The 22,742-nt window shown below is 62.6% G+C and carries 24 protein-coding genes and 1 riboswitch; of the genes, 9 read left to right on the forward strand and 15 right to left on the reverse strand.

The window, feature by feature from the left end:
* The first annotated feature begins 70 nt into the window (after nt 1–70).
* Nucleotides 71–475 (forward strand): LapA family protein, encoded by a 405-nt coding sequence (locus HMPREF3056_RS04020; RefSeq protein WP_046648056.1) that lies wholly within the window; start codon nt 71–73, stop codon nt 473–475.
* Nucleotides 476–478: 3 nt separating this feature from the next.
* On the opposite strand, the gene HMPREF3056_RS04025 is transcribed toward HMPREF3056_RS04020, so the two are convergent.
* From HMPREF3056_RS04025 to rpsB, 5 genes are all read right to left on the reverse strand, one after another.
* A complete protein-coding gene (locus HMPREF3056_RS04025; protein WP_175973262.1) occupies nt 479–1,333 on the reverse strand; it encodes a phosphatidate cytidylyltransferase in 855 nt (284 codons plus the stop codon).
* 132 nt (nt 1,334–1,465) lie between these two features.
* On the reverse strand, nt 1,466–2,023 hold the full coding sequence (frr, locus tag HMPREF3056_RS04030; RefSeq protein WP_046648055.1) for a ribosome recycling factor: 558 nt from the start codon (nt 2,021–2,023) through the stop codon (nt 1,466–1,468).
* A 70-nt stretch (nt 2,024–2,093) separates the two neighbouring features.
* Nucleotides 2,094–2,831, reverse strand: a complete 738-nt coding sequence (gene pyrH, locus HMPREF3056_RS04035) for a UMP kinase (protein ID WP_070512635.1) — start codon at nt 2,829–2,831, stop codon at nt 2,094–2,096.
* 248 nt (nt 2,832–3,079) lie between these two features.
* Complete coding sequence (gene tsf / locus HMPREF3056_RS04040) at nt 3,080–3,892, reverse strand: translation elongation factor Ts (protein ID WP_046648053.1); 813 nt, start codon at nt 3,890–3,892, stop codon at nt 3,080–3,082.
* A 246-nt stretch (nt 3,893–4,138) separates the two neighbouring features.
* A complete protein-coding gene (gene rpsB, locus HMPREF3056_RS04045) occupies nt 4,139–4,966 on the reverse strand; it encodes a 30S ribosomal protein S2 (protein ID WP_010190382.1) in 828 nt (275 codons plus the stop codon).
* 394 nt (nt 4,967–5,360) lie between these two features.
* Between rpsB and HMPREF3056_RS04050 the strand changes: the two genes are divergently transcribed.
* Entirely contained in the window at nt 5,361–5,867 is a 507-nt protein-coding gene (locus tag HMPREF3056_RS04050) for a M23 family metallopeptidase (protein ID WP_070515659.1), read from the forward strand.
* Here the strand turns inward: HMPREF3056_RS04050 and HMPREF3056_RS04055 are convergent.
* The 9 genes from HMPREF3056_RS04055 to rplS all read right to left on the reverse strand — a co-directional run bounded on the left by HMPREF3056_RS04055 (nt 5,830) and on the right by rplS (nt 13,082).
* Entirely contained in the window at nt 5,830–6,741 is a 912-nt protein-coding gene (locus tag HMPREF3056_RS04055) for a tyrosine recombinase XerC (protein ID WP_070754153.1), read from the reverse strand. The two genes, HMPREF3056_RS04050 and HMPREF3056_RS04055, sit on opposite strands and share 38 nt — an antisense overlap.
* Nucleotides 6,742–6,756: 15 nt before the next feature.
* On the reverse strand, nt 6,757–7,935 hold the full coding sequence (dprA, locus tag HMPREF3056_RS04060; RefSeq protein ID WP_049155388.1) for a DNA-processing protein DprA: 1,179 nt from the start codon (nt 7,933–7,935) through the stop codon (nt 6,757–6,759).
* The gene (locus tag HMPREF3056_RS04065) at nt 7,932–9,455 is read right to left on the reverse strand and encodes a YifB family Mg chelatase-like AAA ATPase (protein WP_070754155.1); all 1,524 of its coding nucleotides are present in this window, start codon (nt 9,453–9,455) and stop codon (nt 7,932–7,934) included. Before HMPREF3056_RS04065 ends, dprA begins: the two co-directional genes overlap by 4 nt.
* A complete protein-coding gene (locus tag HMPREF3056_RS04070) occupies nt 9,442–9,879 on the reverse strand; it encodes a YraN family protein (RefSeq protein ID WP_049155384.1) in 438 nt (145 codons plus the stop codon). Before HMPREF3056_RS04070 ends, HMPREF3056_RS04065 begins: the two co-directional genes overlap by 14 nt.
* Nucleotides 9,880–10,086: 207 nt before the next feature.
* Nucleotides 10,087–10,392 carry a DUF2469 domain-containing protein gene (locus tag HMPREF3056_RS04075; protein ID WP_005528899.1) on the reverse strand — a complete coding sequence of 102 codons (306 nt, stop codon included), beginning with the start codon at nt 10,390–10,392 and terminating at the stop codon, nt 10,087–10,089.
* 87 nt (nt 10,393–10,479) lie between these two features.
* Nucleotides 10,480–11,121, reverse strand: coding sequence for a ribonuclease HII (locus HMPREF3056_RS04080; protein ID WP_046648047.1), 642 nt, complete (start codon nt 11,119–11,121; stop codon nt 10,480–10,482).
* A gap of 5 nt (nt 11,122–11,126) precedes the next feature.
* Nucleotides 11,127–11,828, reverse strand: a complete 702-nt coding sequence (lepB, locus tag HMPREF3056_RS04085) for a signal peptidase I (RefSeq protein WP_070754157.1) — start codon at nt 11,826–11,828, stop codon at nt 11,127–11,129.
* Complete coding sequence (gene lepB / locus HMPREF3056_RS04090; protein WP_158396197.1) at nt 11,806–12,501, reverse strand: signal peptidase I; 696 nt, start codon at nt 12,499–12,501, stop codon at nt 11,806–11,808. The genes lepB (HMPREF3056_RS04085) and lepB (HMPREF3056_RS04090) overlap by 23 nt, the downstream gene beginning before the upstream one ends.
* 236 nt (nt 12,502–12,737) lie before the next feature.
* Entirely contained in the window at nt 12,738–13,082 is a 345-nt protein-coding gene (rplS, locus tag HMPREF3056_RS04095; RefSeq protein WP_046648044.1) for a 50S ribosomal protein L19, read from the reverse strand.
* A 173-nt stretch (nt 13,083–13,255) separates the two neighbouring features.
* Nucleotides 13,256–13,370, forward strand: a riboswitch (TPP riboswitch).
* Between rplS and thiC the strand changes: the two genes are divergently transcribed.
* The 6 genes from thiC (at nt 13,366) to HMPREF3056_RS04125 (ending at nt 19,018) form a co-directional block, all read left to right on the forward strand.
* Entirely contained in the window at nt 13,366–15,168 is a 1,803-nt protein-coding gene (gene thiC / locus HMPREF3056_RS04100; RefSeq protein ID WP_070701715.1) for a phosphomethylpyrimidine synthase ThiC, read from the forward strand. (Overlaps the previous riboswitch by 5 nt.)
* Nucleotides 15,161–15,811 (forward strand): thiamine phosphate synthase, encoded by a 651-nt coding sequence (locus HMPREF3056_RS04105; protein WP_070512615.1) that lies wholly within the window; start codon nt 15,161–15,163, stop codon nt 15,809–15,811. Before thiC ends, HMPREF3056_RS04105 begins: the two co-directional genes overlap by 8 nt.
* Nucleotides 15,808–16,953: a glycine oxidase ThiO gene (gene thiO, locus HMPREF3056_RS04110; protein ID WP_070512612.1), complete on the forward strand. Its 1,146-nt coding sequence runs from the start codon at nt 15,808–15,810 to the stop codon at nt 16,951–16,953. The genes HMPREF3056_RS04105 and thiO overlap by 4 nt, the downstream gene beginning before the upstream one ends.
* Nucleotides 16,950–17,147 (forward strand): sulfur carrier protein ThiS, encoded by a 198-nt coding sequence (gene thiS / locus HMPREF3056_RS04115; protein ID WP_046648041.1) that lies wholly within the window; start codon nt 16,950–16,952, stop codon nt 17,145–17,147. The genes thiO and thiS overlap by 4 nt, the downstream gene beginning before the upstream one ends.
* 7 nt (nt 17,148–17,154) lie before the next feature.
* Nucleotides 17,155–17,934 (forward strand): thiazole synthase, encoded by a 780-nt coding sequence (locus HMPREF3056_RS04120; RefSeq protein WP_070754159.1) that lies wholly within the window; start codon nt 17,155–17,157, stop codon nt 17,932–17,934.
* 25 nt (nt 17,935–17,959) lie between these two features.
* Nucleotides 17,960–19,018: a ThiF family adenylyltransferase gene (locus HMPREF3056_RS04125; protein WP_070754160.1), complete on the forward strand. Its 1,059-nt coding sequence runs from the start codon at nt 17,960–17,962 to the stop codon at nt 19,016–19,018.
* Here HMPREF3056_RS04125 and HMPREF3056_RS04130 read toward each other — a convergent pair.
* Nucleotides 19,015–21,180: a YhgE/Pip domain-containing protein gene (locus HMPREF3056_RS04130; RefSeq protein WP_070754162.1), complete on the reverse strand. Its 2,166-nt coding sequence runs from the start codon at nt 21,178–21,180 to the stop codon at nt 19,015–19,017. The genes HMPREF3056_RS04125 and HMPREF3056_RS04130 overlap by 4 nt on opposite strands.
* Nucleotides 21,181–21,499: 319 nt before the next feature.
* On the opposite strand from HMPREF3056_RS04130, the gene HMPREF3056_RS04135 reads away from it, so the two are divergent.
* Entirely contained in the window at nt 21,500–22,609 is a 1,110-nt protein-coding gene (locus tag HMPREF3056_RS04135) for an HNH endonuclease signature motif containing protein (protein ID WP_046648037.1), read from the forward strand.
* Nucleotides 22,610–22,742: the final 133 nt, after the last annotated feature.

The raw sequence follows: 22,742 nt of genomic DNA on the forward strand, positions 1-22,742 counted from the left end.
TCAGCCACATTATCCAATCTAGGCTCTGCTGGAGTGGCGAAAGTGACATCTCAACCTATTTAATAGATGCATGACGAATCCAGAAAACTCCCCTGAGGAATTCCGCACCACCGCTCCGGCCGACGAGCCGCTGACCGACCTGTCTGCGGAAACCACTTCCGGTGGCGGTGCGGTGGAGCCGGCTCCGCGCGCAACCGACTATGACAATAAAAATGACGGAAAGGTCAAGGGCTCCTTCGCCGCCAGCACGTGGATTGCCCTCATCGTGGGCTTCTTGCTGCTCATCGTCCTTATCATCTTCATCCTGCAGAACCAGCACCAAGTACCGCTGAACTTCCTTAACTGGTCAGTGCAGTTCCCCGCCGGTGTCACTTACCTCATCTGCGCCATTGCCGGCGCGCTCATTATGGCCCTGGTGGGCGGCTGGCGCATGTTCGAGTTGCGCCGCCAGGTACGCAAGCAAGCGCGCCGCTAAGACCTACGGCGCCAGGGTGGTCAGGAAGCTCATTGCCACCCACGTGACCATCGCGGATGGCAGCATGCCATCCAGGCGGTCCATGATGCCGCCGTGACCGGGCAGCAAGGCAGACATATCCTTGATGCCCAATTCCCGCTTAAACTGAGACTCCACCAAGTCACCGAGGGTGGCGCAGAAAACGAGCCCGAGGCCCATGAGCGCGCCCACCCATGGAGTGTGGTGCAGCAGGAACGCGAAACTCAATGCACCGGTCAGGGTGCCGAAAACTACCGAGCCGGCAAAGCCCTCCCACGACTTCTTGGGGCTCACCGCGGGGGCCATGGGGTGCGATCCAAACATCACGCCGGCGATGAAACCACCGGTGTCTGAGGCGACGACGCAGAGCATAAACACGACAATCGACGCCGCCCCCGAGGCGAAGGGGGTCTCCACCCGCGAAAGCATCGCGGCAAAAGTGCCAAAAAGTGGGATCCAGGTGAGAACGAAAATACCCACGGACATATCGCGCAAATAGTTGATCGGGGGGCGGTGTCTGCCGTTGTGAAAGAGGCGGCCGAACATGAGCGCCAAGACCGCAACCACATAAACCGCGACGAGGCCGGAGGCATTAAGGAACCACGAGACCCACACCATGGCTTGGCCCAGGACGATGAGCAACGTCCGCGGAACGTAGTAGGAGTGCTCCCGCAGCCGAGTAAGAACCTCCCACATGGCTAGGCCCAGCGCTGTGGCTACGACGAGGTACCACACAAGGGGTCCAGCCCACACCGCAAAGACAACGAGCGCACCCAAACCAACACCAACGGCAATCGCCGCGGGCATGTCTCGACCCGCGGAGTTTTTGGGTTTGGGCATTCGGCTCGAGTGCTCAGTGCTCACGCGTGCTCCTCATTCAATCGTGGGGTAAGTCAAGGTCTACACAGAAAAGACCGCCGTGCTGGTCGGTGCCTGGCGCGGCGGCAAGTCAAAACTCTGTGAGCGCGGAGGCTAGACCTCCATGAGCTCTTCTTCCTTGTTGGCTACGAGCTGGTCCACCTGCTCGATGTAGCCGGACGTAATCTTTTCCATCTCCTTCTCGGCGGCGATAACTTCGTCCTCACCCGCGTCGCCATCCTTCTGCAGCTTCTTCAGCTGCTCCATGGCACGGCGGCGGATGTTGCGGATAGCAATCTTGCCGTCCTCGCCCTTGCTCTTGGCCATCTTGACCATGTCGCGGCGGCGCTCCTCGGTCAGCTGCGGGATGGTCACTCGCAGTACCTGACCATCATTGGTCGGGTTCACGCCCAGATCCGAGTTGCGAATTGCGTTCTCAATCTCATTCATCACGGACTGCTCATAAGGCTTGATGAGCAGCATGCGCGGCTCAGGGACCGAGATGGTGGCCATCTGGGTAATCGGGGTCGGAACCCCGTAGTACTCAGCGACCAAGCCGTTAAACATGGACGGGTTGGCGCGGCCGGTGCGGATGGTGAGCAGCTGCTCACGGGTGTGCTCTACCGAAGCGGTCATGTGCTCTTCAGCTTCGAGCTGGATCTCGTCGATCATGAGGGTTACAACTCCCTTGAAATAGTCAAAAGTTCTGGGAAAGAATTTAGCAGGTCGCAGCCCATTTGTACTAGGACTGGACCAGCGTGCCGATCTGCTCGCCGTTGACAGCGCGCTTGATATTGCCTTCCGTGAGAAGGTTGAAGACCAAAATCGGCATATTGTTGTCCATACAGAGGCTGAATGCGGTGGCATCGGCCACCTTCAGACCCTTCTCAATAACCTCACGCGGGGTGATTTCGGAATACAGTTCGGCATCCGGGTTGGTCCGGGGGTCGGCCGAATAGACGCCGTCGACTGCCTTGGCCAAGAAGAGGACTTCCGCGCCGATCTCTAGGGCTCGCTGCGCCGCAGTGGTATCGGTGGAGAAGTACGGCATGCCCATTCCGGCGCCGAAGATGACGACGCGGCCCTTTTCCAAGTGGCGGTCGGCACGCAGCGGGAGGTAGGGCTCAGCGATCTGGGCCATGTTGATGGAGGTCTGCACGCGGCAGTCGATGCCCTGCTGTTTGAGAAAGTCCTGCAGCGCCAGGGAGTTCATGACGGTGCCGAGCATGCCCATGTAGTCGGAGCGCGCGCGGTCCATGCCGCGCTGGGAAAGTTCGGCGCCGCGGAAGAAGTTACCGCCGCCGATAACGACGGCGATTTCGGTACCCTGCTGCGCCACCTCGGCAATTTGGCGGGCGACGTTTTCTACCACATCAGGGTCGATGCCGACCTTGCCACCGCCGAACATCTCACCGCCCAGCTTGAGCATGACTCGCTTGTATCCGGTTCGCTTCGGTTCAGGGTTGGTCACGGTCTTCATCGTCTCCTTCACGCATGGCGACGCTTCAGTTAAGCGCTTGAATAATTCTGTTCCATCTTAACCATAGGAAGCCGCTTGCTAATACTCAGCTGCGTGCGAGCCCCACCCTCAGGGGCAGGCTAAAACAGCGAACTCCCTCCCCCACTTCTTTCCTTTGGCCACACGGCGTAGGGAAAAGGAGTGGAGGAGGGAACGGAAGGCAGCCGCCGCACGACATGCGGCCATGACTGCGAAAGCTTCAGAAGCGCTTAGACGCCGACCTCGTAACGGACGAAACCGGTAATGGTGGTGCCAGCCTCGTCTGCGACCTGCTTAACGGTCTTCTTGGAGTCAGACAGTGCTGCCTGCTCCAGCAGGACCACAGACTTGTAGAAGCCGTTCAGGCGGCCTTCCACAATCTTCGGCAGGGCAGCCTCCGGCTTGCCCTCCTCGCGGGTGGTGGCCTCAGCGATCTCGCGCTCCTTCTCAACGATCTCAGCCGGAACGTCCTCGCGGGTGAGGTACTCAGCGTTCATAGCTGCGATCTGGAGAGCGACTGCGTGAGCGCCTTCTGCGTTGCCCTCGTAGGACACCAGGACACCCACTGCCGGCGGCAGGTCAGCGGAACGCTGGTGCAGGTACACAGCTACGTTGTCACCCTCAATGGTGACGGCACGGCGGGCCTGCAGCTTCTCGCCGGTCTTTGCGGACTCTTCGTCGACGACCTCGGAAACCTTCTTGCCGTCAATCTCCAGGTTGTTGAGTTCCTCACCGGAGTTGACCTTGGCCTCACCAGCAGCCTCAGCGATCTTGGCAGCGAAGGACTTGAAAGCCTCGTTCTTGGCCACGAAGTCGGTCTCGCAGTTGATCTCCACCATCGTGTTGCCGGAGACAGCAATCAGGCCCTCAGTTGCCTCACGCTCAGCGCGCTTGGACACGTTCTTTGCGCCCTTGATGCGCAGGTACTCGACGGCCTTGTCATAGTCACCCTGGGACTCGTCGAGAGCCTTCTTGCAATCGAGCATGCCGGCGCCGGTGGCCTCACGCAATGCCTTTACGTCTGCAGCAGTGTAGTTCGCCATAGTTGGAGCGATCCTCCTTGGATTTAAACGGTATTCGTTGAAACAGCGTAGCTGAATCGCTACCACCACGTCGCGTTGAGGGGGTGTTAGCTTTCTCCCACTCCCCCAACGGAGGAAACCCTCCGCGTGGTGTTTCACCCCTGTGGTGTGTCACGCGCCTTCGCAAGCTTCGGAAAACACGTGAGAAAAGCCCCCATCGCCGCGGACAGTAGGGGCCGCGCGGTACGGGGGCTTCAGGTATGCAGATTACTCTGCGGACTTCTCGGCGTCCTCGGACTTCTCAGCGGAAGCCGGGTCAGACGCAGCGGCAGCCTCAGCGGCGTCGCGGGCGTCCTTCTCAGCGGTGTCGCCAGCAGCCTCCTTGGCCTGTGCAAGCTGACGCTCCTCGCGAGCCTTCTTGCCCTCATCCACAGCGGTGGCGATGATGCCGGAGAGCAGCTTGGTGGCGCGGATAGCGTCGTCGTTGCCCGGAATCGGGAAGTCGACCTCATCCGGGTCGCAGTTGGTGTCCAGGATGGCAACAACCGGGATGTTAAGCTTCTGGGCTTCCTTGACCGCGATGTGCTCCTTGTTGGTGTCAACGATCCACAGTGCGGACGGAGCCTTGGTCATATCGGAGATGCCGCCCAAGACGCGCTCCAGCTTGGTGCGCTCGCGGGTCAGCATCAGAACTTCCTTCTTGGTGCGGCCCTTGTAGCCGTCCTCAGCTGCATCCATAGCCTGCAGCTCCTTCATGCGCTTCAGGCGCTTGGAGACGGTCTGGAAGTTGGTGAGCATACCACCAAGCCAGCGGTGGTTCACGTAGGGCATACCAACGCGGGAAGCCTCTTCAGCAACGGCTTCCTGAGCCTGCTTCTTGGTACCAACGAAGAGGATGGTGCCGCCGTGGGCGACGGTCTCCTTCACGAACTCGAAGGCCTCATCGATGTAGGTCAGCGTCTGCTGCAGGTCGATGATGTAGATGCCGTTACGGTCGGTGAAGATGAAGCGCTTCATCTTCGGGTTCCAGCGACGGGTCTGGTGACCGAAGTGGACACCAGCGTCGAGGAGCTCGCGCATGGTTACAACTGCCATGATTCGCTCGCTTTCTATACGTTGTTTCGGTTTTGCAAAAATTGTGCGGTGTTTTATTCCGCACCCTAGCAACGAAGGCCCTGGTTAACACCCCATTATCCTGGGGACCACGTCAACCACGGACTGTCTCTTCCTTAACCCAGGAAGCGACTACTTCGCCGCGCGTAGTCAGTCCATGTGGTAACCACTCGGTGCCGAGCACAGACTGCTGTGGGCTAGCTTAGTACTGCACACACGGTGATTCCAAACGGCGCGACCGAATCACCTCCGCTGGATTGTTGACAGACTTAACAAACTTTTCCCTAGCGCACCATGAGTTTCTTCAGCACCAGTTTATCCACAGGCGGAGCGCAGCCCCTTCCCTCGAGCCGCGCTCACGCGCAGGCTTGAGGTCATGCGTCACCGTCTACTTTGTTTATCTGCCCTGCTATGCGTTTGGGCCGCGCTTGCCGACGTCCCCCTCGCCGCCGCCTTCGTCGACCCCACCACTGGGGAGCCGGTTGCTTCGCGTGTCTTGCGTGGCTTCGAACCTCCTGAGAAGCGGTGGATGGCCGGGCACCGCGGTGTCGATCTGGATCTACCTGTCGGCGGTAAGGTGCGTGCCGCTGGCGACGGCGTTGTGTACTTCGCAGGCTCCATAGCGGGTAAGCCAGCCCTTTCGATTGCTCATGGCAACGGCCTACGCACCACTTATCAACCAGTGTTCGCGCGGGTTAAGAAAGGTGACCGAGTGCAGGAAGGAGACGTGATCGGCACGCTCGCGCCGTCCGTGGATGGCTATCCGGGACTCCATTGGGGCGCAATTAAAGGTCGCGAGGACTACATCAACCCGCTGGATCTCCTCGGCGAGCCCGTCATTCGACTCAAGCCCGCGGGTGGGAGCGAGCGTAGACGTCCTTAAGGCGCTGGGCAGAAACGTGCGTATAGACCTGCGTGGTCTGCAGAGAAGAATGGCCGAGCAACTCTTGCACGATGCGTAAATCGGCCCCGCCCTCGAGCAGATGCGTAGCCGCGGAGTGGCGTAGGCCGTGCGGGGTGAGCCCCGGCGCGCCCGTGACTTGTGCGGCGCGTTCGACGACGCGGCGGACCTGGCGCGCATCGATTCGGCGTCCGCGCGTGCCCACGAAGACCGCTTCCGTTTCACCGGCGAGCTCGGGGCGCCCCGTCTTCAGCCAGGCGCGCAGCGCGTCGTGGGCCGCGTCCCCGAAGGGAACGACGCGCTGCTTATTGCCCTTACCAGTCACGCGCGCGGTGCGGCGGGAAAGATCCACATCCCCGATGTCCAAGCTCACCAATTCGGCTACGCGCGCGCCGGTGGCATAGAGAAACTCGAGCATGGCGCTATCACGCAGGAAATGGATCTCATCGGCGGAGACCGCATTGCCCATCAGTTCCCCGGCGGCAGCGGGCGACATCACAGTGGGCAGATGCTTGCCCACCTTGGGCGTAGCCAGGCGCTGGGCGACATCAGTCTCGAGGTGCCCCTCGCGCGCAGCCCACGTGGAAAAGGCGCGCACCGCCGCGGTACGCCGCGCCAGCGTGGAGCGAGATTTTCCCTCATCGACGGCACCCGCCAGCCATGCGCGAAGGGCGCTCAGAGTAAATGACGAGAAACTCGGGACGTCGGCAGCCAGCAGGCGCAGGTCTGAGCAGTAACCACGGACAGTCGCCTCGGAGCGGCCGCGAACGATGCGCTGGTAATCCGCAAAGTCCTCGATCGCTTCCTCCAGCTGGCCGCCCACGCGCCGTTCGGCGTTACCACTTGCTCCACTCATGTCACATGAGTGTACTCAGGTGCGCTGCCACATCGCGCCCGAGCGCGTTATCACCCCCATCTTTTGCATCGCCACGAGCAGGTGGATGGTCAGCGCCACCCGCATTCCCGCAGCAGCCGCGATATCCTCCGCACTCGCTCCCTCCTCCGCACTTTCCGGCGGAGTGGAGTCATACACTTTGAGCTCGTTGCGGGACAAGCGCTGCACCGGGGTTGGCTGGAACTCAAGTTCATACTGACCCGCAGCGTCCACTTCCCCGACTTTGCCCACGAGTCCACGTATTTCGTCGACTGAGGCCACCAGTTGCGCTCGCCCATCCTGGATGCGTTGGTGGCACCCCAAGGACCCAGACGTCGTGACTGGGCCCGGCACCGCCATGGCAACCCGGCCCAGAGCCTCCGCCCAGTTCAGCGTGTTCAACGCGCCAGAACGAAACCCGGCTTCCACCACCACGGTGCCGCTGGTCATCGCCGCCACGAGGCGGTTGCGGGACAAGAAGCGGAAGCGCTGTGGCCGTGTGCCCGGCGCGAACTCGGACACGATGCACCCATTCCCGGCGATCCTGTCAAAGAGACGCGCATTGCGCGCCGGGTAGGAAATGTCGATACCGCAGGCTGCTACCGCGACGGTCTGCCCACCTGCGTCGAGAGCTGCCTCGTGCACCGCTGTATCAACCCCCACTGCCCCACCGGACACCACGGTCCATTGGTGCGCTGCGAGGCCACCAGCCAGAAGTGAGCCCACCTCCCAGCCGTACCGGCTCACGGCGCGCGTGCCCACCAGGGCAACGGATTGGGCTACCGCTTCGCGCAGGTTCCCGCCGCGAACCCAGAGGCTGTGGGGCGGGACTGCTTGGTCATCAAACGTCGCCGGGGCATCGACGAGCCCCTGGTGGTAGAACCCAAAGGCACGGGCAAATTCCTCCCCGGGCCACTCCGCGTCATCGAGTGTGATGAGCCGGGCTCCGACCGCCTCTGCGGCGGCGAGGTCTTCGTCTTGTCGTAGCCAGTCCCGCCGCGATGCCGTAGCCTGCCGCAGGGGTCCGATCCAGTCCTCTCCCTTATAGATTCCTCGCGCTATCTCCTCAGCCGGGTATTGGGTCAGCAGACCGTGGAGGGTTGGTGAGGGTCCTTCCACCACGCGGTTGAGGTAGGCCCAGGTGTGACGGCTGGTCGACACGTTGAGTTCGCTCATGCGGCCAGCCTTTCGATCGTGTCAGCGCCACGGAGATCGAGTGCGCGGCTGACGTGGTCAAGCTCAGGACGGGCGGTTCCATCGAGGTCCGCCAACGTCCACGCCAAGCGCAGCACACGATCCACCCCACGCTGGCTGAGCTCCCCTTCAGCCAAGTAGGCAGCAAGCATAATCATGGCCGACTCCGCTGCTGGGCGATGACGTCGCAAGTAGGAGGCGGACACGGCGCCATTGACTACGCTTCCCAGCCCATCGGCCTCCCAGCGCGCCTTCATCCGTTCCCTGGCAGCGGACACACGTTGAGCAATGTCTGCGGAGGTTTCCTCCCCTTCTGGGTGCAGTACCGCGGATTGCCCAGACAAAGACACAATGATGTCGAGGCGGTCGCGCAATGGGCCCGAAAGGTTGGATAGGTAGTTCATCCTGTCTGCTGCCCGGCATTCGCAGCGTGACGGTTCCTCAGCGCCACAGCGGCACGGGTTCGCAGCCAACACCAGTTGAAAGCGGGCGGGAAAAATTACCTCGCGGCTAGCCCGAGTCAGGCGCACCTGTCCTTCTTCCAGCGGTGCGCGCAAGCTATCCAGTACTTGCGCCGGAACCTCGCTGACCTCGTCGAGAAAAAGCACTCCATGGTGCGCCAGACTCACCGCACCTGGCCGCGGGCGCCCCGATCCACCGCCAATCAGCGCGGCCCTCGTGACCGAAGCGTGCGGCGCGATGAAAGGGACCCGGGAAATCGCGGTGCCAACGGCTCCCGCCACCGAGTGGATCGCGGTAGCCTCCACCGCTTCTTCCGTGGTCAAGCGCGGAAGGATGCCCGGCAAACGCGAAGCAATCATTGATTTGCCGGAACCAGGTGGCCCCACCATCATCACGTGATGGCCGCCAGCCGCGGCAACCTCTGCTGCCCACTTGGCTTCCCGCTGTCCGGCTACTTCGCTGAAGTCTGCAACTTGTTCGCGCGCGGGCGCCGCAGCGTGCGTGATCAGCTGCGCGTCCGGCAGGCAATCACTCCCGCATACCCAAGCGAAAGCATCCCAGAGGGTTTCGGCAACCAGCACTCGCATGCCGGGAACCAATGCTGCTTCCGCCGCATTACCAACCGGAATGATCAGCGTGTCATAGCCTTGCGAGCGCGCCGCCAGAATCGCCGGGATGATGCCGGAGACCGGGCGAACCTGCCCGTCCAGTCCCAACTCGCCGAGCACGAGCGCCCCGCTGAGCCGACTTTTCTCGCTCTGGCCTGCCGCTAAGATAGCCAGCGCCATGGGGAGATCGAAATGTGCGCCGGCCTTGGGCAACGATGCTGGTGACATGGACACCACGACCTTTGTTTTCGGCCACGGTAGGTGCGAGTTGCTCACCGCGGTCCGGATGCGATCCCGCGACTCCGAAATCGCGGCATCACCCAGTCCCACCACATGGACACCGGGCAGCCCGGGACCCACGTTGGCTTCCACGGTGACCACCCTGGCCAGCACGCCATCTAGCGCAATCGTGTCGCACCTACCGAGAGCCATGGTCAACTCCCTGGAAATACTCCACGTCGAAGGTTTCCCCCTTCTCAGCCCCTGTGGACACGAGCCCGAGTACATCAAAGCGAACCTTGCTTAAGGGCTGGGTAGTACTCCGCCTTGCGCTCAGCCACTGCGCGGCAGCCTTGCGAAGGCGCTTCAGCTTGCGCGGTGTTACCGCTTCAGCGACGCCAAAGTTGCGGGTTGCCCGGGTTTTAACTTCACAGAAGACGATGGTTCCATCAGGCTCGCGCACAACGAGGTCGAGCTCGCCCACACGGTAGTGGACGTTCGCGGCTATCACCTGAGCCCCGCGCGCTCGGTAAAAGTCAGCGGCGAACTTCTCCCCCGCTTTCCCCAGTGCATCCGCAGGGCGGATGGTCTGCCCCACGCTCGGTGAATGCACGGAAGTCGCTAGATTTTTTGTCATTATGGTGCTCCTTGGAATTGAACGTGTACACAACACGCCGCAAGCACGACACAAGACAATTCCTGTGCCGCACACCCCCTTACGGCACTTCCAGAACACCTCACTCGGTATCCCCCTGGCGAGAGCTTTGAGCCTCCCCCCACCAAATCTGTGGATAACTAGTCCGGGCTCACCACTTTATTGGCACCCGCACCCCGCACATGAGCTTTACTCTGGGAGGACAAAGTCCGGCTTGTCCAGCTCTTCAATGTTGACGTCCTTGTAAGTGATCACACGGACGTAGCGCACAAAGCGCGCCGAGCGGTACATATCCCATACCCATGCATCGGACATGCGGACCTCGTAATAGACGTCCGGTCCAGACGTATGCGGAATGAGCTCGACCGCATTGGCCAGGTAAAACCTGCGTTCGGTTTCCACCACATAGGAGAATTGGCTGACTACATCGCGGTATTCGCGGTACAGCGACAGCTCGACTTCAGCCTCGTAGTTATCGAGTTCCTCAGCGCTCACGGTGTGCTTCTCCTTCGCTCACAATCAACCGGGATCACGGTGTCACAGATTGAGCACCAGCTTAGTTCCCGCACCCCGCCTCAGGCTTCAGGCGCGCGCGAGGAATTGCGCATGAGCCCCAGCAACGTTGCGATAACTCATGCGGTGCTCCGGCGTCGCTCCCAACTGCACGATGGCCTCTTGGTGTGCGGCGGTGCCATACCCCTTATGCGATTCCAAGGCATAGCCCGGGTAGCGCTGCGCGAGCTCATCCATCAAGCGATCACGAGACACCTTGGCCACAACGCTTGCCGCAGCGATGCAGCGTGCGGCAGTATCGCCGCCGATGATCGGCAGTTGCGGGGTAGGCAGGCCGGGGACAAAGAGGGCGTCGCTCAGCACATAGCCCGGTCGGACCTTAAGCTGTGCCACCGCGCGGCGCATCCCCGACAGGTTGGCGTGCTGGATGCCAAAGGCATCGATGTCCTTTGCTCCCACGTGCACCACCGACCACGCCAGCGCGCGACGTTTGATCAGCGGCTCCAGCTTCTCCCTGGCCGCCGGCGTGAGCTTCTTCGAGTCATCGAGCCGCTCCAAACCGGGAATGATGCGATCGGGCAAAATGCACGCGGCAATCGTCACCGGCCCGCAGCAGGCCCCACGCCCGGCTTCATCCACCCCCGCGACAGGCCCCAGCCCCGCCTTGGAGAGCGCAACCTCATAGGTTCTCTTCTGTTTGAGACGGCGCATAGCGTTTACACCGGTTGAGCATCGATAGTCTGGGCGCGGCTGAACGGCATCACCACGGCGGCAACCTTCCCGCGAACGTTCTCCACGGGTACGGTGCCCTGCAGTTTGTCTCCGAGGTGCGCGCGCGAATCCAGCGAGTTTGTGCGGTTATCGCCCATGACCCACAGGTGACCCTCCGGGACCGTGACGGGACCAAAGTAGGCGCCACCGCAGGCCTGCGAGCCCACGCGTTCATCAACAGGTATCTCCGGCGGATTCAGAACGAAGTCCTGGTTGGTGGGCTTGCCATCCACCATCACGGCTGGATCCCCCTCCTGGCATGACACGGTCTGCCCGCCGGTGGCGATGACTCGCTTGACCAAGATGTTGTCGCCGTTGGGAACGAGCCCCACGGCGGCACCAAGGTTTTGTATGCCGCGCAGGAGCACGTTGCGGGAACGCTTCACCTCAAAAGACGTGTTCCACGAGTCTGGCCCGGAAAAGACCACGACCTCCCCAGGACGCGGGTCGTTGAAGTAATAGCTCACCTTCTGCACGGCGATGCGGTCATTCGTACATCCCGGGCAGCCATGCAGTGTGGGTTCCATGGAGGAGGACGGGATGAGGTACATCCTGCCCACGAAGGCCTGAATCAGCGCCAGCGCCACGAAGGTAACTGCCAGCGCCCATAAGACATCGCGAATTCTAAGACTGGATGTCCGGGTCATCGACTCCACCGATGCGGTTGAAGGGGAAGAAGATGAACATCACCTTGCCGCGAACGTTCTCCAGCGGGATAGTTCCTTGGTACTCGTCCTGCATGTGATAACGCGAGTCCGCGGAGGCCGTGCGGTTATCTCCCATTACCCAGATATTTCCCTCAGGCACGGTCACGGGGCCAAAATACGCGCCGCCGCAGGCGTAGGAACCGGTGGTCTCATCAACGCGATAGGTTGGCGGATCCTGCACATAATCCTGCTCAATAGGCTTGCCATCCACCATGACTGCCGGATCCCCCTCCTGGCAGGACACCGTCTGGCCACCGGTGGCAATGACGCGCTTTACCAAGGTGTTCTCGTCGGGCGGGGTGAGCGACACGTAGCTCAGGGCATCCTGGATACGGTGGATCACCGGGTTATCGGAGCGTGGCGACACCCAATTGCTGTCCCAGTCCGGGGTCCCCTTAAAGACCACGACATCACCAGGCTCCGGGCTCTTGTCGCCGTAATAGGAAACCTTCTCGGTGAAGATACGGTCGTTGTTACACCCTTCGCAGCCGTGCAGTGTCGGCTCCATGGAGCCGGACGGGATGACATACTGCCGGCCCACGAAGTTCTGGAAAACTCCAACGACCGCGAGCACACAGACCACCACGATGACAGTCTCCAGCAACCAAGGCATCTGCTTCTTGTCCTCAGTTGGGGATGCCGCGCTTTCCGACGCCTCTCCCCCAGCGCCCTGGGAACCTTCAGTAAAGTCGTTTTCTTTTTCCACGGACTAAATCCTAGCAATGTGTCTTATCCTCACGGGCCTTGTGGGCCCCGCGCGGCGCGCGCTAGAAGGATGAAGCCAAAAAAGAAAGCCCTTCACCTTTCCTCGCGATGAGGATAAGGCGAAGGGCTGTGACGCGCTGTAAATTAGCGGCGCTCCTTGATGCGGGCCTTCTTGCCACGCAGGTCGCGCAGGTAGTACAGCTTCGCGCGGCGCACGCGGCCGCGGCGAACTACCTCGATGGAGGCAATGTTCGGGGAGTGAACCGGGAAGGTACGCTCAACGCCGATGCCGAAGGAAACCTTACGCACGGTGAAGGTCTCGCGGATGCCGTCGCCCTGACGGCGGATGCAGACACCCTTGAAGAGCTGGGTACGCTCGGTGCTGCCCTCGATGACCTTGACGTTGACGTCAAGGGTATCGCCCGGGCGGAAGGACGGGATATCGTCGCGCAGCGAAGCTGCATCAACCTTATCAATGAGGTTTGCCATTGGTGTTTTCCTTTTCAGTTTAAGACAGAGGACCCTGGCGCCACCGCGAAGCGGCTGACCGGTTCGTGCCTATTACACAGAACATCGCTATCTTTCCACACCCCACCCCCGCAGAACAAATTGCCCCAAACGCCTGACACCTGCCCACCGGGGGCTCTAAGGTGGGTGACGCACTGATACCCCACGGGTGCCCACGGGAAGTGGGCTGAGAGTGGCGCTGATACCGCGCCTGCACCGTTCGAACCTGTCTGGTTAGCACCAGCGAAGGAAGAGAGGAGCAGCCATGACGGCTACCCATAACCCCATCCAGTCCACCGACTCCGGCGAGATCCACCCCAAGCACTCCTACTCCCCCATCCGGGAGAAAGGTCTGGAGGTGCCCGAGACCGAGATCCAGCTGGATGATTCCCCCACAGGGCCCAACGAACCCTTCCGCATCTACCGCACGCGCGGCCCGGAGTGTGAGCCTGAAGTAGGCCTGCCGGCCCTGCGCGCCGAATGGATTGCGGAGCGCGGAGACGTTGAAGAGTATGAGGGCCGCGCACGCAACCTTGCTGACGATGGCCGCTCGGCCGAGCGCCGCGGTGCGGCTTCCTTGGAGTGGAAGGGGGAGCGTCGCCAGCCGCTGCGTGCGAAGGAAGGCAAGCGCGTTACCCAGATGCACTACGCACGCCAGGGGATCGTCACCAAGGAGATGGAGTTCGTGGCTCTGCGCGAGCACTGCGACCCAGAGTTCGTGCGTTCCGAGATCGCCCGTGGCCGCGCCATCCTGCCTAACAACGTCAACCACCCCGAGTCGGAGCCGATGATTATCGGCCGCAAGTTCCTGACCAAGATCAACGCCAACATCGGCAACTCCGCGGTGACCTCCTCCATTGAGGAAGAGGTGTCGAAGCTGCGCTGGGCCACCCGCTGGGGCGCGGATACCGTTATGGACCTCTCCACCGGTGATGACATCCACACCACGCGCGAGTGGATCCTGCGCAACTCACCGGTCCCCATCGGCACCGTGCCCATCTACCAGGCGCTGGAGAAGGTCAACGGCGTAGCTGAGGACCTGACGTGGGAGATTTTCCGCGATACCGTCATCGAACAGTGCGAGCAGGGCGTGGATTACATGACCGTGCACGCCGGCGTGCTGCTGCCCTATGTGCCGTTGACCACGAACCGTGTTACCGGCATTGTTTCCCGCGGCGGCTCTATCATGGCGGGCTGGTGCCTGGCGCACCATAAGGAGTCCTTCCTCTATGAAAACTTCGACGAACTCTGTGAGATTTTTGCGCGCTACGACGTCGCTTTCTCGCTCGGCGATGGCTTGCGCCCCGGCTCCCTAGCGGATGCCAACGACACCGCCCAGTTCGCCGAGCTCAAGACCATCGGTGAGCTCACCCGGCGCGCCTGGGAGTACGACGTCCAGGTCATGGTGGAAGGCCCGGGGCACGTGCCGCTCAACATGATTCAGGAAAACAACGAGCTCGAGCAGGACTGGGCCTCCGATGCGCCCTTCTACACGCTGGGCCCGCTGGTCACCGATATTGCCCCGGGCTATGACCACATCACCTCCGCCATTGGCGCGGCGCACATCGCCATGGGTGGTACGGCCATGCTGTGCTACGTCACCCCGAAGGAGCACTTGGGGCTGCCCAACCGCGATGACGTCAAGACCGGCGTCATCACCTATAAGCTTGCCGCCCATGCGGCCGACGTGGCCAAGGGCCACCCAGGTGCGCGCGCCTGGGATGACGCGATGAGCAAGGCTCGCTTTGAGTTCCGCTGGCACGACCAGTTCGCGCTCTCCCTCGACCCAGACACCGCGCAGGCCTACCACGACGAGACCCTGCCCGCGGAGCCGGCGAAGACCGCGCACTTCTGCTCCATGTGCGGCCCGAAGTTCTGCTCTATGCGCATCAGCCAGGACATCCGGGATACCTTCTCCGATTCCCTTGGTATGCCAAGTTTCCCGGGTAAGGGCGCCATCGATCCCGAGGTTGTGGCCGCTGCCCGTGCCGGTGAGAAGCAGATGTCGGAAGAGTTTAAGGCTCAGGGATCCCAGCTCTATCAGGAGGAAGAAACCACGCATGCCTGATCTTCGCTGCTACTTCGTCACGGGCAAGGGCACGCCTGCGGAGATCGTGCGCATCGCTGCCGCAGCGGCCCGGGGCGGTGCCGGGGTTGTACAGGTACGCTCCAAGCCGATTTCCGCCCGCGACCTCTACCATCTGGGTCGAGAGGTAGCCCGCGCGGTGGCACAGGCCAACCCAGAAACGCGTGTGCTTATCGACGACCGCGTCGACGTCGCCGCCGCCCTACGCCACGCCGGCGAGCCGGTGCACGGCGTGCATGTTGGCCAGGACGATCTGCCCGTGGCCGCCGCCCGCGCGTTGTTGGGGCCGGACGCGATTATCGGTCTGACCACCGGCACCCGCGAGTTGGTTGAGTCCGCCAATGACGTCGCAGATGTCATTGACTACATCGGCTGCGGCCCGTTCCGCGCGACACCGACGAAGGAATCCGGCCGCACGCCATTAGGGCTTGATGCCTACCCGGATTTGGTGAAGCTCTCCCGCGTACCGCTCGTGGCCATCGGGGATGTCACCGCCAACGATGCAGCCGATCTGGCGGCAACCGGCGTGGCCGGCCTAGCCGTCGTGCGCGGCATCATGCACGCCGAGGACCCGGAAGCTTATTGCCGTGAACTGCTGTCCGGTTTCGACGAAGGTGCGCGATGAGTACTAGCTCTGATTCTTCAGTCATCGTTGTCGGAGCTGGCGTCATTGGTCTGGCCACAGCAGTGGAGTTGGCTGCCCAAGGCTATGAGGTCACGGTGCTGGACCCGGCACCGGCCTCTGGGGCTTCGCACTACGCCGGAGGCATGCTCGCCCCCGCCGCGGAGGTGGTCTACCAGCAGGATCCTCTCTTCCCGCTGATGCGTGCCTCCGGCGCGTGGTACCCAGAGCTTATCGATCTGGTTGCCGCCCACACGGAGGTCCCCACTGGCTACCGCGCCGAGGGAACACTCGTCGTCGCCGCCGACCGCGCGGATGCTCAGCATCTCACCGAGCTGGCTGACTATCAGTCCCTCCACGGCATGGAGGTCGAGCGCATCACCGTGCGCGAGGCCCGGCGTGCCGAACCTTTACTCTCGCCACGTTTGGCCGCTGCAGTGAGTATCCCGGGCGACACGCAGGTCTTTCCCCGCCAGTGGGCGGCTGCCCTCATCAGCGCTGCCCAGGGTCTTGGGGTGCGCTTCTTCCGCACGGCAGCGCAGTCTATTGACGCCGCCACTGGCGTCGTGAGCACTCCCGCAGGCCAATTCCACGCCGACGATGTGGTGCTCGCTGCAGGCCTGGGGGCACGCGATATCGAGTGGGCAGCCGCGGCTGGGCTCACAGATTCCCCGCTGCACCTGCGCCCGGTGTACGGAGATATCCTGCGCCTGCGCGTACCGGACGAGCTCCAGCCGCTGCTCACCCGAGTCGTCCGCGGCTTCGTGGAGGACCGCCCCATCTACCTCATCCCCCGCGGAGATGGCACCCTCGCGGTCGGCGCTACAACCCGCGAGGACACGCTTGCCACGGCCCAGGCCGGCGGTGTCTACGCGCTGCTTCGCGACGCCATCCGCATTCTCCCCGCCATCGAAGAATGCGAATTCCTCGAGGCCAGCGCGGGTGCCCGCCCTGGCACTCCGGATGACTTGCCGTATCTCGGCCGCGTCAGCGACAAGCTCGTCATCTCCACCGGCTATTTCCGCCACGGCATTCTGCTCACGGCCCTAGCCGCGCGCTGCACCCGCGAGCTCATCGAAGGCACCGAACCCAGCATCGATCTCACCGCATGTGATCCCCTGCGTCACCTCAAGGAGCAACAATGATTCTGATCTTTAACGGTCAGCCCTATGACACGGCAGCAGACACCGTCGCCCAACTGCTGGAAGAAAAAGGCATCGACGCCGACGGCACCGCCGTGGCACTGTCCGAGCAGGTCGTTCCACGCTCGCAGTGGGAGTCCACCCCACTCACCGAAGGCGCGACCGTGGAAGTCCTCACCGCTGTTCAGGGAGGCTAGAAACTACATGCTCACCATCGCCGATACCACCTTTTCTTCCCCCCTCATCATGGGCACCGGTGGGGCCACGAGCCATGAGGCCTTGGAGCGCGCGCTCGTCGCCTCCGGAACCGAGCTGACCACCGTGGCCATGCGCCGCCACGCTGGTACCCGTGACGGTGAGAGCATCTTCGACCTGTTGCGCCGGCTGGGCATCGCTCCGTTGCCCAACACCGCCGGCTGCCGCACCGCGCGCGAGGCCGTGCTCACCGCCCGCATGGCCCGCGAGGCGCTGGGGACATCCTGGGTCAAGGTAGAAGTCATCGCCGACGAGCACACGCTCCTGCCCGATGTCGTGGAGACCCTCGACGCCACCGAACTGCTCAGCGCCGAAGGTTTCACCGTGCTGGCCTACACCAGCGACGATCCCGTGGCCGCCCAGCGCCTCGAGGATGCGGGCGCTGCGGCCGTCATGCCGCTGGGCGCCCCCATCGGCACCGGGCTGGGCATCCTCAACCCGCACAACCTCGAGCTCATCTGCTCACGTGCCTCGGTGCCCGTGCTTGTCGACGCCGGCATCGGCACCGCCTCCGATGCCACCCTCGCCATGGAGCTCGGCTGCTCCGGTGTGCTGCTCGCCAGCGCAGTCAACCGCTGCCAAGATCCGGAAGCCATGGCCACCGCCATGCGCCACGCCGTCGAAGCGGGACGACTCGCGCGCAGCGCCGGTCGTATCCCGCAGCGCGAACATGCCCAGGCATCCTCCACCTTCGAGGGCCTAGCCTCCTGGGCGGACCAGGTCCTATAGCCCACTGCTTAAAAGGACAGACATCATGCTCAGCAAAACCGAACGCGCCCGGACCGCGCGCCAACGCCTCCTGCCCGGCTTCGGCGATGCGGCCCAGGAGCGTCTCAATGCCGCGCACGTGCTCGTCGTGGGCGCCGGCGGGCTGGGCTGCCCGGCTCTCCAGCAGCTCGCGGCGGCAGGCATCGGGCGCATCACGCTCATCGATTCCGATACCGTCGATATCAGCAACCTGCACAGGCAGGTGCTGTTTGGTGCGGGGGACGTCGGCAAGCCCAAGGCCGAGGTAGCCGCCGCGCGCGCCCGCGAGCTTGCCCCCGAGCTGCAAATCACCGCGCTCAACGCGCGGCTGACTTCCTCTACTGTTCTTGACCTCTGCGCCGAGGCCGACCTCGTCCTCGATGGCTCAGATACCTTCGACACGAAGTACCTCGTCGCAGACGCCTGCGAGCTCACCTCTACCCCGCTGGATTGGGGAACCGTGCTGCGCTACGGCGGGCAGGCCGCGCTGTGGCATTCCGGTAAGGACTGCGCTGACGGGCGCGGGGTGGGCTTGCGTGATCTCTTCCCCGCCCCGCCGGAGGGCGAGGCGCTCGAGTGCTCCACGGCTGGGGTCCTGGGTGCTACGACGTCCGTCATCGCGGGGCTCATGGCCACCGCGACGCTGGGCTGGTTGGGGAAGCTTCCGCACCATGAGGAGCTGCGTGGCCGTGTTACGTCCTATGAGGCGCTGCCCGGTAGTTTCCGCACGCTCACAGTCGGCCCGGATCCTGCGCGCCCGCTGGTCAGCACCTTGCCCGGAGAGCGCAGCTTTCCGCCTGAGCTTCGCGACGGCCACGCCGCCCTCCTCGATATCTCCGAGAACACCGGCTTTCCTGATGCCACGGTGTCACTGCCCTGGCATACCGTCACCGATGATGATGCCGTGCGCCGAGCGCTCGCTTCGTGCTCCTCCGAACTGGTCTACGTGGCCTGCCCCTCCGGTGGGCGCAGCGCGGGCTTCGTCCTACGCTACGCCGATCTGGCGGCGGATATGGGCATCGAGCTGCGTAACCTTCCGGGTGGGCTCGCGTCTCGCGATTACTAGGCGTCGACCAACGCCGGAGCGCGGAAGAGGTGCTCGTCCACAATTCGGGCGGTGCCATGGTGGCGAGCCCGGAAGACCACGCAGGAAGCCACCAGTGCGAGGGCTGTCACAATAAACAACACCGCGATACCGGCCCAGAAAGTTCCGTCGTGGATGCCGTCGGTGGCGCGGGTAAAGGCATTCTTCGCATAGGACATCGGATGGAAAGGATGCAACATGCTCAACGGGCGCGGAATCGCCGCCACCGGCCATACACCGCCGAAGACCATGATGCCCAGAGCGAACGCACCTACGGCGAAGATGGCGCCGATCTTGCGTCCAAAGGTGACCAGGAAGAACTGGTAGGTCGCCGCCCCCACGGCGGCGATGGCGGCGATAACTAGCAGCATCATCGGCCAGCTCGCCGGTGACCATCCCATCATGGAGGACATGAAGGCCATGAAGGCTAGGACGAGGAAATTCAAGCCCGCCACGACTCCAAAGGCTGCGAGGATACCGCGCACCGGGCTTGTGGCCGACTCGCCCCGGCGCCCCAGATAATAAGGCAGTGTCATGGCAACCAGCAGCATGACGAGGAAGCCGAAGACGAGCACGAAGAGCATCGATACGCCACCAGTGATGTTCTTCTGGGTCGGATCGACCGGGTCGACCACCGTCTGCACTGGGTGAAGGTTGGAGGAGGTGAAGTTGATGGGCACGGCCATGTTCTGCGCAGACGTATCCGGCTGGGTAATGGAGGGGGCCTTGGCGGCGCCGTCGACAAGCTTGGTGGCCAATTCGTTCGAGCCCGCCTTGAGCTGGTCCATGCCATCCTTCAGCTCGGTGCCACCGGCGGCGAGCTGGCTCGTGCCATCCTTCAACGTGCCGGTGCCCTCGTGCAAGCGGGAAGCACCGTCCTTCAGCTGGGCGGCACCGTCGCTCAGTTCGCCAACACCCGCACGCAGCTGCTGGGAACCATCGGACAAGCGGTGCGCACCGTCATTAAGAGCCATCATGCCGCCCAGGTACTCCGAATTGGGATCAGCCAGGTTGTAGTAGAGCTGGCCGGTGCCGGCAGAAAGCTTCTCCAACTGCGCCACCATGTTGCCGCTGGCGGCCGGGTCCAGCTTGGAGACCAGTGAATAAAGCTGCTCAGCTTGTTGGTGCATGCCGAGGCCGCGGAGGACGTCGACAAGCTGCAGGAGTGCCGGGGCCACAGCCTGCGCCTGCTTGAGCACCGGGATGAGCATGCCCGTGAGCTGGTTAACACCGCCGTCGATCTGACCCGCGCCATCCGCTAGGCGGCCGGTGCCGGCAAGGAGTTTGTCGGAGCCGTCGGCAAGCTGGGCGGCGCCATCATCGAGCTGCGCGGCGCCATCGCTGAGGCGTCCTACTCCGTCATTCAGGCGGTTCGTGCCGTCCAGCAGCTGGCCCGTACCGTTGTTGAGATCGCCCGCGCCGGCGTCCAGCTTGGCGATTCCCTCGACCGCGCGCCCGCCGCCTTCCTGCAATTTGCCCGCACCCTCATCGAGACGGCCGGCGCCCTCCGCCGCGGTGCCTAGGCCGTCGCTGAGTTTGTTGAGACCTTCGATGACCTGGTCGGCGTATTTCTTGGAAATCGCATTTTCCACGCTGGTCTGGACCTGCGGGATGAGGCTGGAGGAAATCACCGAGCCATTCGTGCCGTAATAATCATTGGTGGCGAAATGAATCTCCGGTTTGACTGGTTTATCGCTGATGATGGTGACGGCCTGCTCGGAAAAGTTCTCCGGGATGGTCACCACCATGAGGTACTTGCCCTTGAGCAACCCCTCGTCCCCATCGTCTTTGCTGACCTCGGCGAAGTTCAGGTACCCCGTCTCCAACAGGCCTTCGACGACCTGATCACCGTAATTGGTGTATTTGCCCTGCTTCTCGACGCCCGCATCCTCATTCACCACCGCCAGGTCAATGTTGCGCATGTACTTTGACGGGTCCCACATGGCCCACATCATGGTGCCGGCGACGATCAGCGGTGCAACGAGAAGAAAAACGATGAGCACGCGCGACACGGTACTCGTGGGGCGCCAATCCAGGACGCGGTGCCAGCCCATGGCTTCGCTGTCGCGGGTCGCAGCACTCCCCTCATTCGCCCGACCAGGCGAAGAACCATTCTTCCGGTCTTCTTCAGTCTCACGGCTCATTCCCGCCTCCTTATAGTGATAGCTCAGGTCCGCTCTTAACCTTCTGCCCAGGACTTTCAGCGGCAGAACAAAGATGAGCGGGACGCTAGTTCATTTGTTTCACCAAACATACCACTTGATATGTTGGCCCTGTGAACTTATAGCCATTCGTGTCATTGCGCCCAGTCCAGTTATTCTCGCGTGGATTACGAGCTCGGGGCTGCGTTTGGCCGTGTGGGTGCTGGCCATTCCCGCGTGAGATCCAAGTTATGAGGCACATGAACAGGGCGTTTTCTCCTCCGGTTGCGAGGCATTAAGGCCTGTTTTAGTCTCTGTGCCCATGGGGGATATCGAAACCTACATCCGCCTTCGCAATTCGGGGATTGCGTTGGTGGAAGCAGCAACCAGCACACCCGAAGGCTTACGTGCGCTCGGCGCCTCGGCCGGTGATGCCGCGGAGCTGGCGTCGCTTCATGCCATTTATTTCGGCGATACCCGCTTCACCGGAAAGCAGCGCGCAGCGCGTCAGGCGGCCCAACGCCAGGGCCACGACCTGGCCACGTTGAACCTGATTGAGTCCTACACCGCCAAGTTGAAGAAACAGCTCGATGTCTGGAATTTGCGCGTCGCGCTGGCATCCACGCCTTCAGAACGGGTTGCTTCAGTGGCGGTGGAGCGCTTGAAGGAGCTCAGGCCCAAACGCGTGCCTTCACCAGGGGTGCGGCTGACCTACCGCAAGAATGGCCCGCACTCGCTCACGGTTACCGATACCGCTCTGAACATATCCACCATTCGCAGCACACTCGAGTCCATCAACCCCGCCGACCTCCTGGACGCCACCCACCAGGTTTTCTTCAAAGAAGGCGTGGGCTCGCGGCCGGCGGTGGGAACCAACGTCGTGATAACGCTCGACGAGCTCGACAAAGTCGTCCGCCATGACGGCGACGACATCGAACTCGAGCTCACCAACGGCGGGCGCATGAGTGGCGCAGAGTTTCTCACCTACAAGTTCGCCGAAACTGGCTACGCCACATTGGTCCACCCCACCATCGGGCCGGTGTGGTTGCACCGACTTTCGCGCTTTGCCAGCCTCGAGCAGCGCATCATGGCCAGCGCCGAACACCCCACCTGCGCTATCGAGGACTGCAATAAACCGGCGGACTACTGCCAAGTCCACCACATCATTCCCTGGCAGGCAGGCGGGGAGACCAACCCGCCCAACCTGACCATGCTGTGCGCCTACCACAACGGCATCAACGACGATGACCCCACCAGCCCGACCGGCAGAGGCTATGTCTTTCGTCTAAAAGGGCCCGTTGACTACATCCCGCCCTGGGGAACGCCGATTACCGGGCAGCCCGCCTACCAAGAAGCGGTCAAACGGCTCGCCGCCGACAAAACCCACGCCCGACCGCCGGATCCACCAAACGGTAGCCCACCGCCCGGATAGCTCGCACCCCAGCACCGTGCCGCCAAAGCAGCTCATCCCCAGCATGGTGCCTACTCCACGCGGAGGCCCCGCAAAACCGCGAGGCTTTCCGCGCCTTCGGCGATCCCTCAGCTAAGTCTCATCCCGCCGTCTG

It is taken from the genome of Corynebacterium sp. HMSC056F09 (assembly GCF_001815785.1).
Lineage (GTDB): Bacteria > Actinomycetota > Actinomycetes > Mycobacteriales > Mycobacteriaceae > Corynebacterium > Corynebacterium hiratae.

What these genes read in the sequence shown, in the direction of transcription:
- HMPREF3056_RS04135 (WP_046648037.1), top strand. Translation starts at nt 21,500, where the DNA reads ATGGGGGATATCGAAACCTACATCCGCCTTCGCAATTCGGGGATTGCG.
- dprA (WP_049155388.1), bottom strand. Translation starts at nt 7,935, where the DNA reads ATGAGCGAACTCAACGTGTCGACCAGCCGTCACACCTGGGCCTACCTC.
- lepB (WP_158396197.1), bottom strand. Translation starts at nt 12,501, where the DNA reads ATGCCTTGGTTGCTGGAGACTGTCATCGTGGTGGTCTGTGTGCTCGCG.
- HMPREF3056_RS04070 (WP_049155384.1), bottom strand. Translation starts at nt 9,879, where the DNA reads ATGACAAAAAATCTAGCGACTTCCGTGCATTCACCGAGCGTGGGGCAG.
- rpsB (WP_010190382.1), bottom strand. Translation starts at nt 4,966, where the DNA reads ATGGCAGTTGTAACCATGCGCGAGCTCCTCGACGCTGGTGTCCACTTC.
- thiO (WP_070512612.1), top strand. Translation starts at nt 15,808, where the DNA reads ATGAGTACTAGCTCTGATTCTTCAGTCATCGTTGTCGGAGCTGGCGTC.
- HMPREF3056_RS04130 (WP_070754162.1), bottom strand. Translation starts at nt 21,180, where the DNA reads ATGAGCCGTGAGACTGAAGAAGACCGGAAGAATGGTTCTTCGCCTGGT.
- HMPREF3056_RS04125 (WP_070754160.1), top strand. Translation starts at nt 17,960, where the DNA reads ATGCTCAGCAAAACCGAACGCGCCCGGACCGCGCGCCAACGCCTCCTG.
- HMPREF3056_RS04105 (WP_070512615.1), top strand. Translation starts at nt 15,161, where the DNA reads ATGCCTGATCTTCGCTGCTACTTCGTCACGGGCAAGGGCACGCCTGCG.
- HMPREF3056_RS04020 (WP_046648056.1), top strand. Translation starts at nt 71, where the DNA reads ATGACGAATCCAGAAAACTCCCCTGAGGAATTCCGCACCACCGCTCCG.
- frr (WP_046648055.1), bottom strand. Translation starts at nt 2,023, where the DNA reads ATGATCGACGAGATCCAGCTCGAAGCTGAAGAGCACATGACCGCTTCG.
- HMPREF3056_RS04120 (WP_070754159.1), top strand. Translation starts at nt 17,155, where the DNA reads ATGCTCACCATCGCCGATACCACCTTTTCTTCCCCCCTCATCATGGGC.
- HMPREF3056_RS04065 (WP_070754155.1), bottom strand. Translation starts at nt 9,455, where the DNA reads ATGGCTCTCGGTAGGTGCGACACGATTGCGCTAGATGGCGTGCTGGCC.
- HMPREF3056_RS04080 (WP_046648047.1), bottom strand. Translation starts at nt 11,121, where the DNA reads ATGCGCCGTCTCAAACAGAAGAGAACCTATGAGGTTGCGCTCTCCAAG.
- tsf (WP_046648053.1), bottom strand. Translation starts at nt 3,892, where the DNA reads ATGGCGAACTACACTGCTGCAGACGTAAAGGCATTGCGTGAGGCCACC.
- rplS (WP_046648044.1), bottom strand. Translation starts at nt 13,082, where the DNA reads ATGGCAAACCTCATTGATAAGGTTGATGCAGCTTCGCTGCGCGACGAT.
- lepB (WP_070754157.1), bottom strand. Translation starts at nt 11,828, where the DNA reads ATGACCCGGACATCCAGTCTTAGAATTCGCGATGTCTTATGGGCGCTG.
- HMPREF3056_RS04055 (WP_070754153.1), bottom strand. Translation starts at nt 6,741, where the DNA reads ATGAGTGGAGCAAGTGGTAACGCCGAACGGCGCGTGGGCGGCCAGCTG.
- HMPREF3056_RS04025 (WP_175973262.1), bottom strand. Translation starts at nt 1,333, where the DNA reads ATGCCCAAACCCAAAAACTCCGCGGGTCGAGACATGCCCGCGGCGATT.
- HMPREF3056_RS04050 (WP_070515659.1), top strand. Translation starts at nt 5,361, where the DNA reads ATGCGTCACCGTCTACTTTGTTTATCTGCCCTGCTATGCGTTTGGGCC.
- thiS (WP_046648041.1), top strand. Translation starts at nt 16,950, where the DNA reads ATGATTCTGATCTTTAACGGTCAGCCCTATGACACGGCAGCAGACACC.
- thiC (WP_070701715.1), top strand. Translation starts at nt 13,366, where the DNA reads ATGACGGCTACCCATAACCCCATCCAGTCCACCGACTCCGGCGAGATC.
- pyrH (WP_070512635.1), bottom strand. Translation starts at nt 2,831, where the DNA reads ATGAAGACCGTGACCAACCCTGAACCGAAGCGAACCGGATACAAGCGA.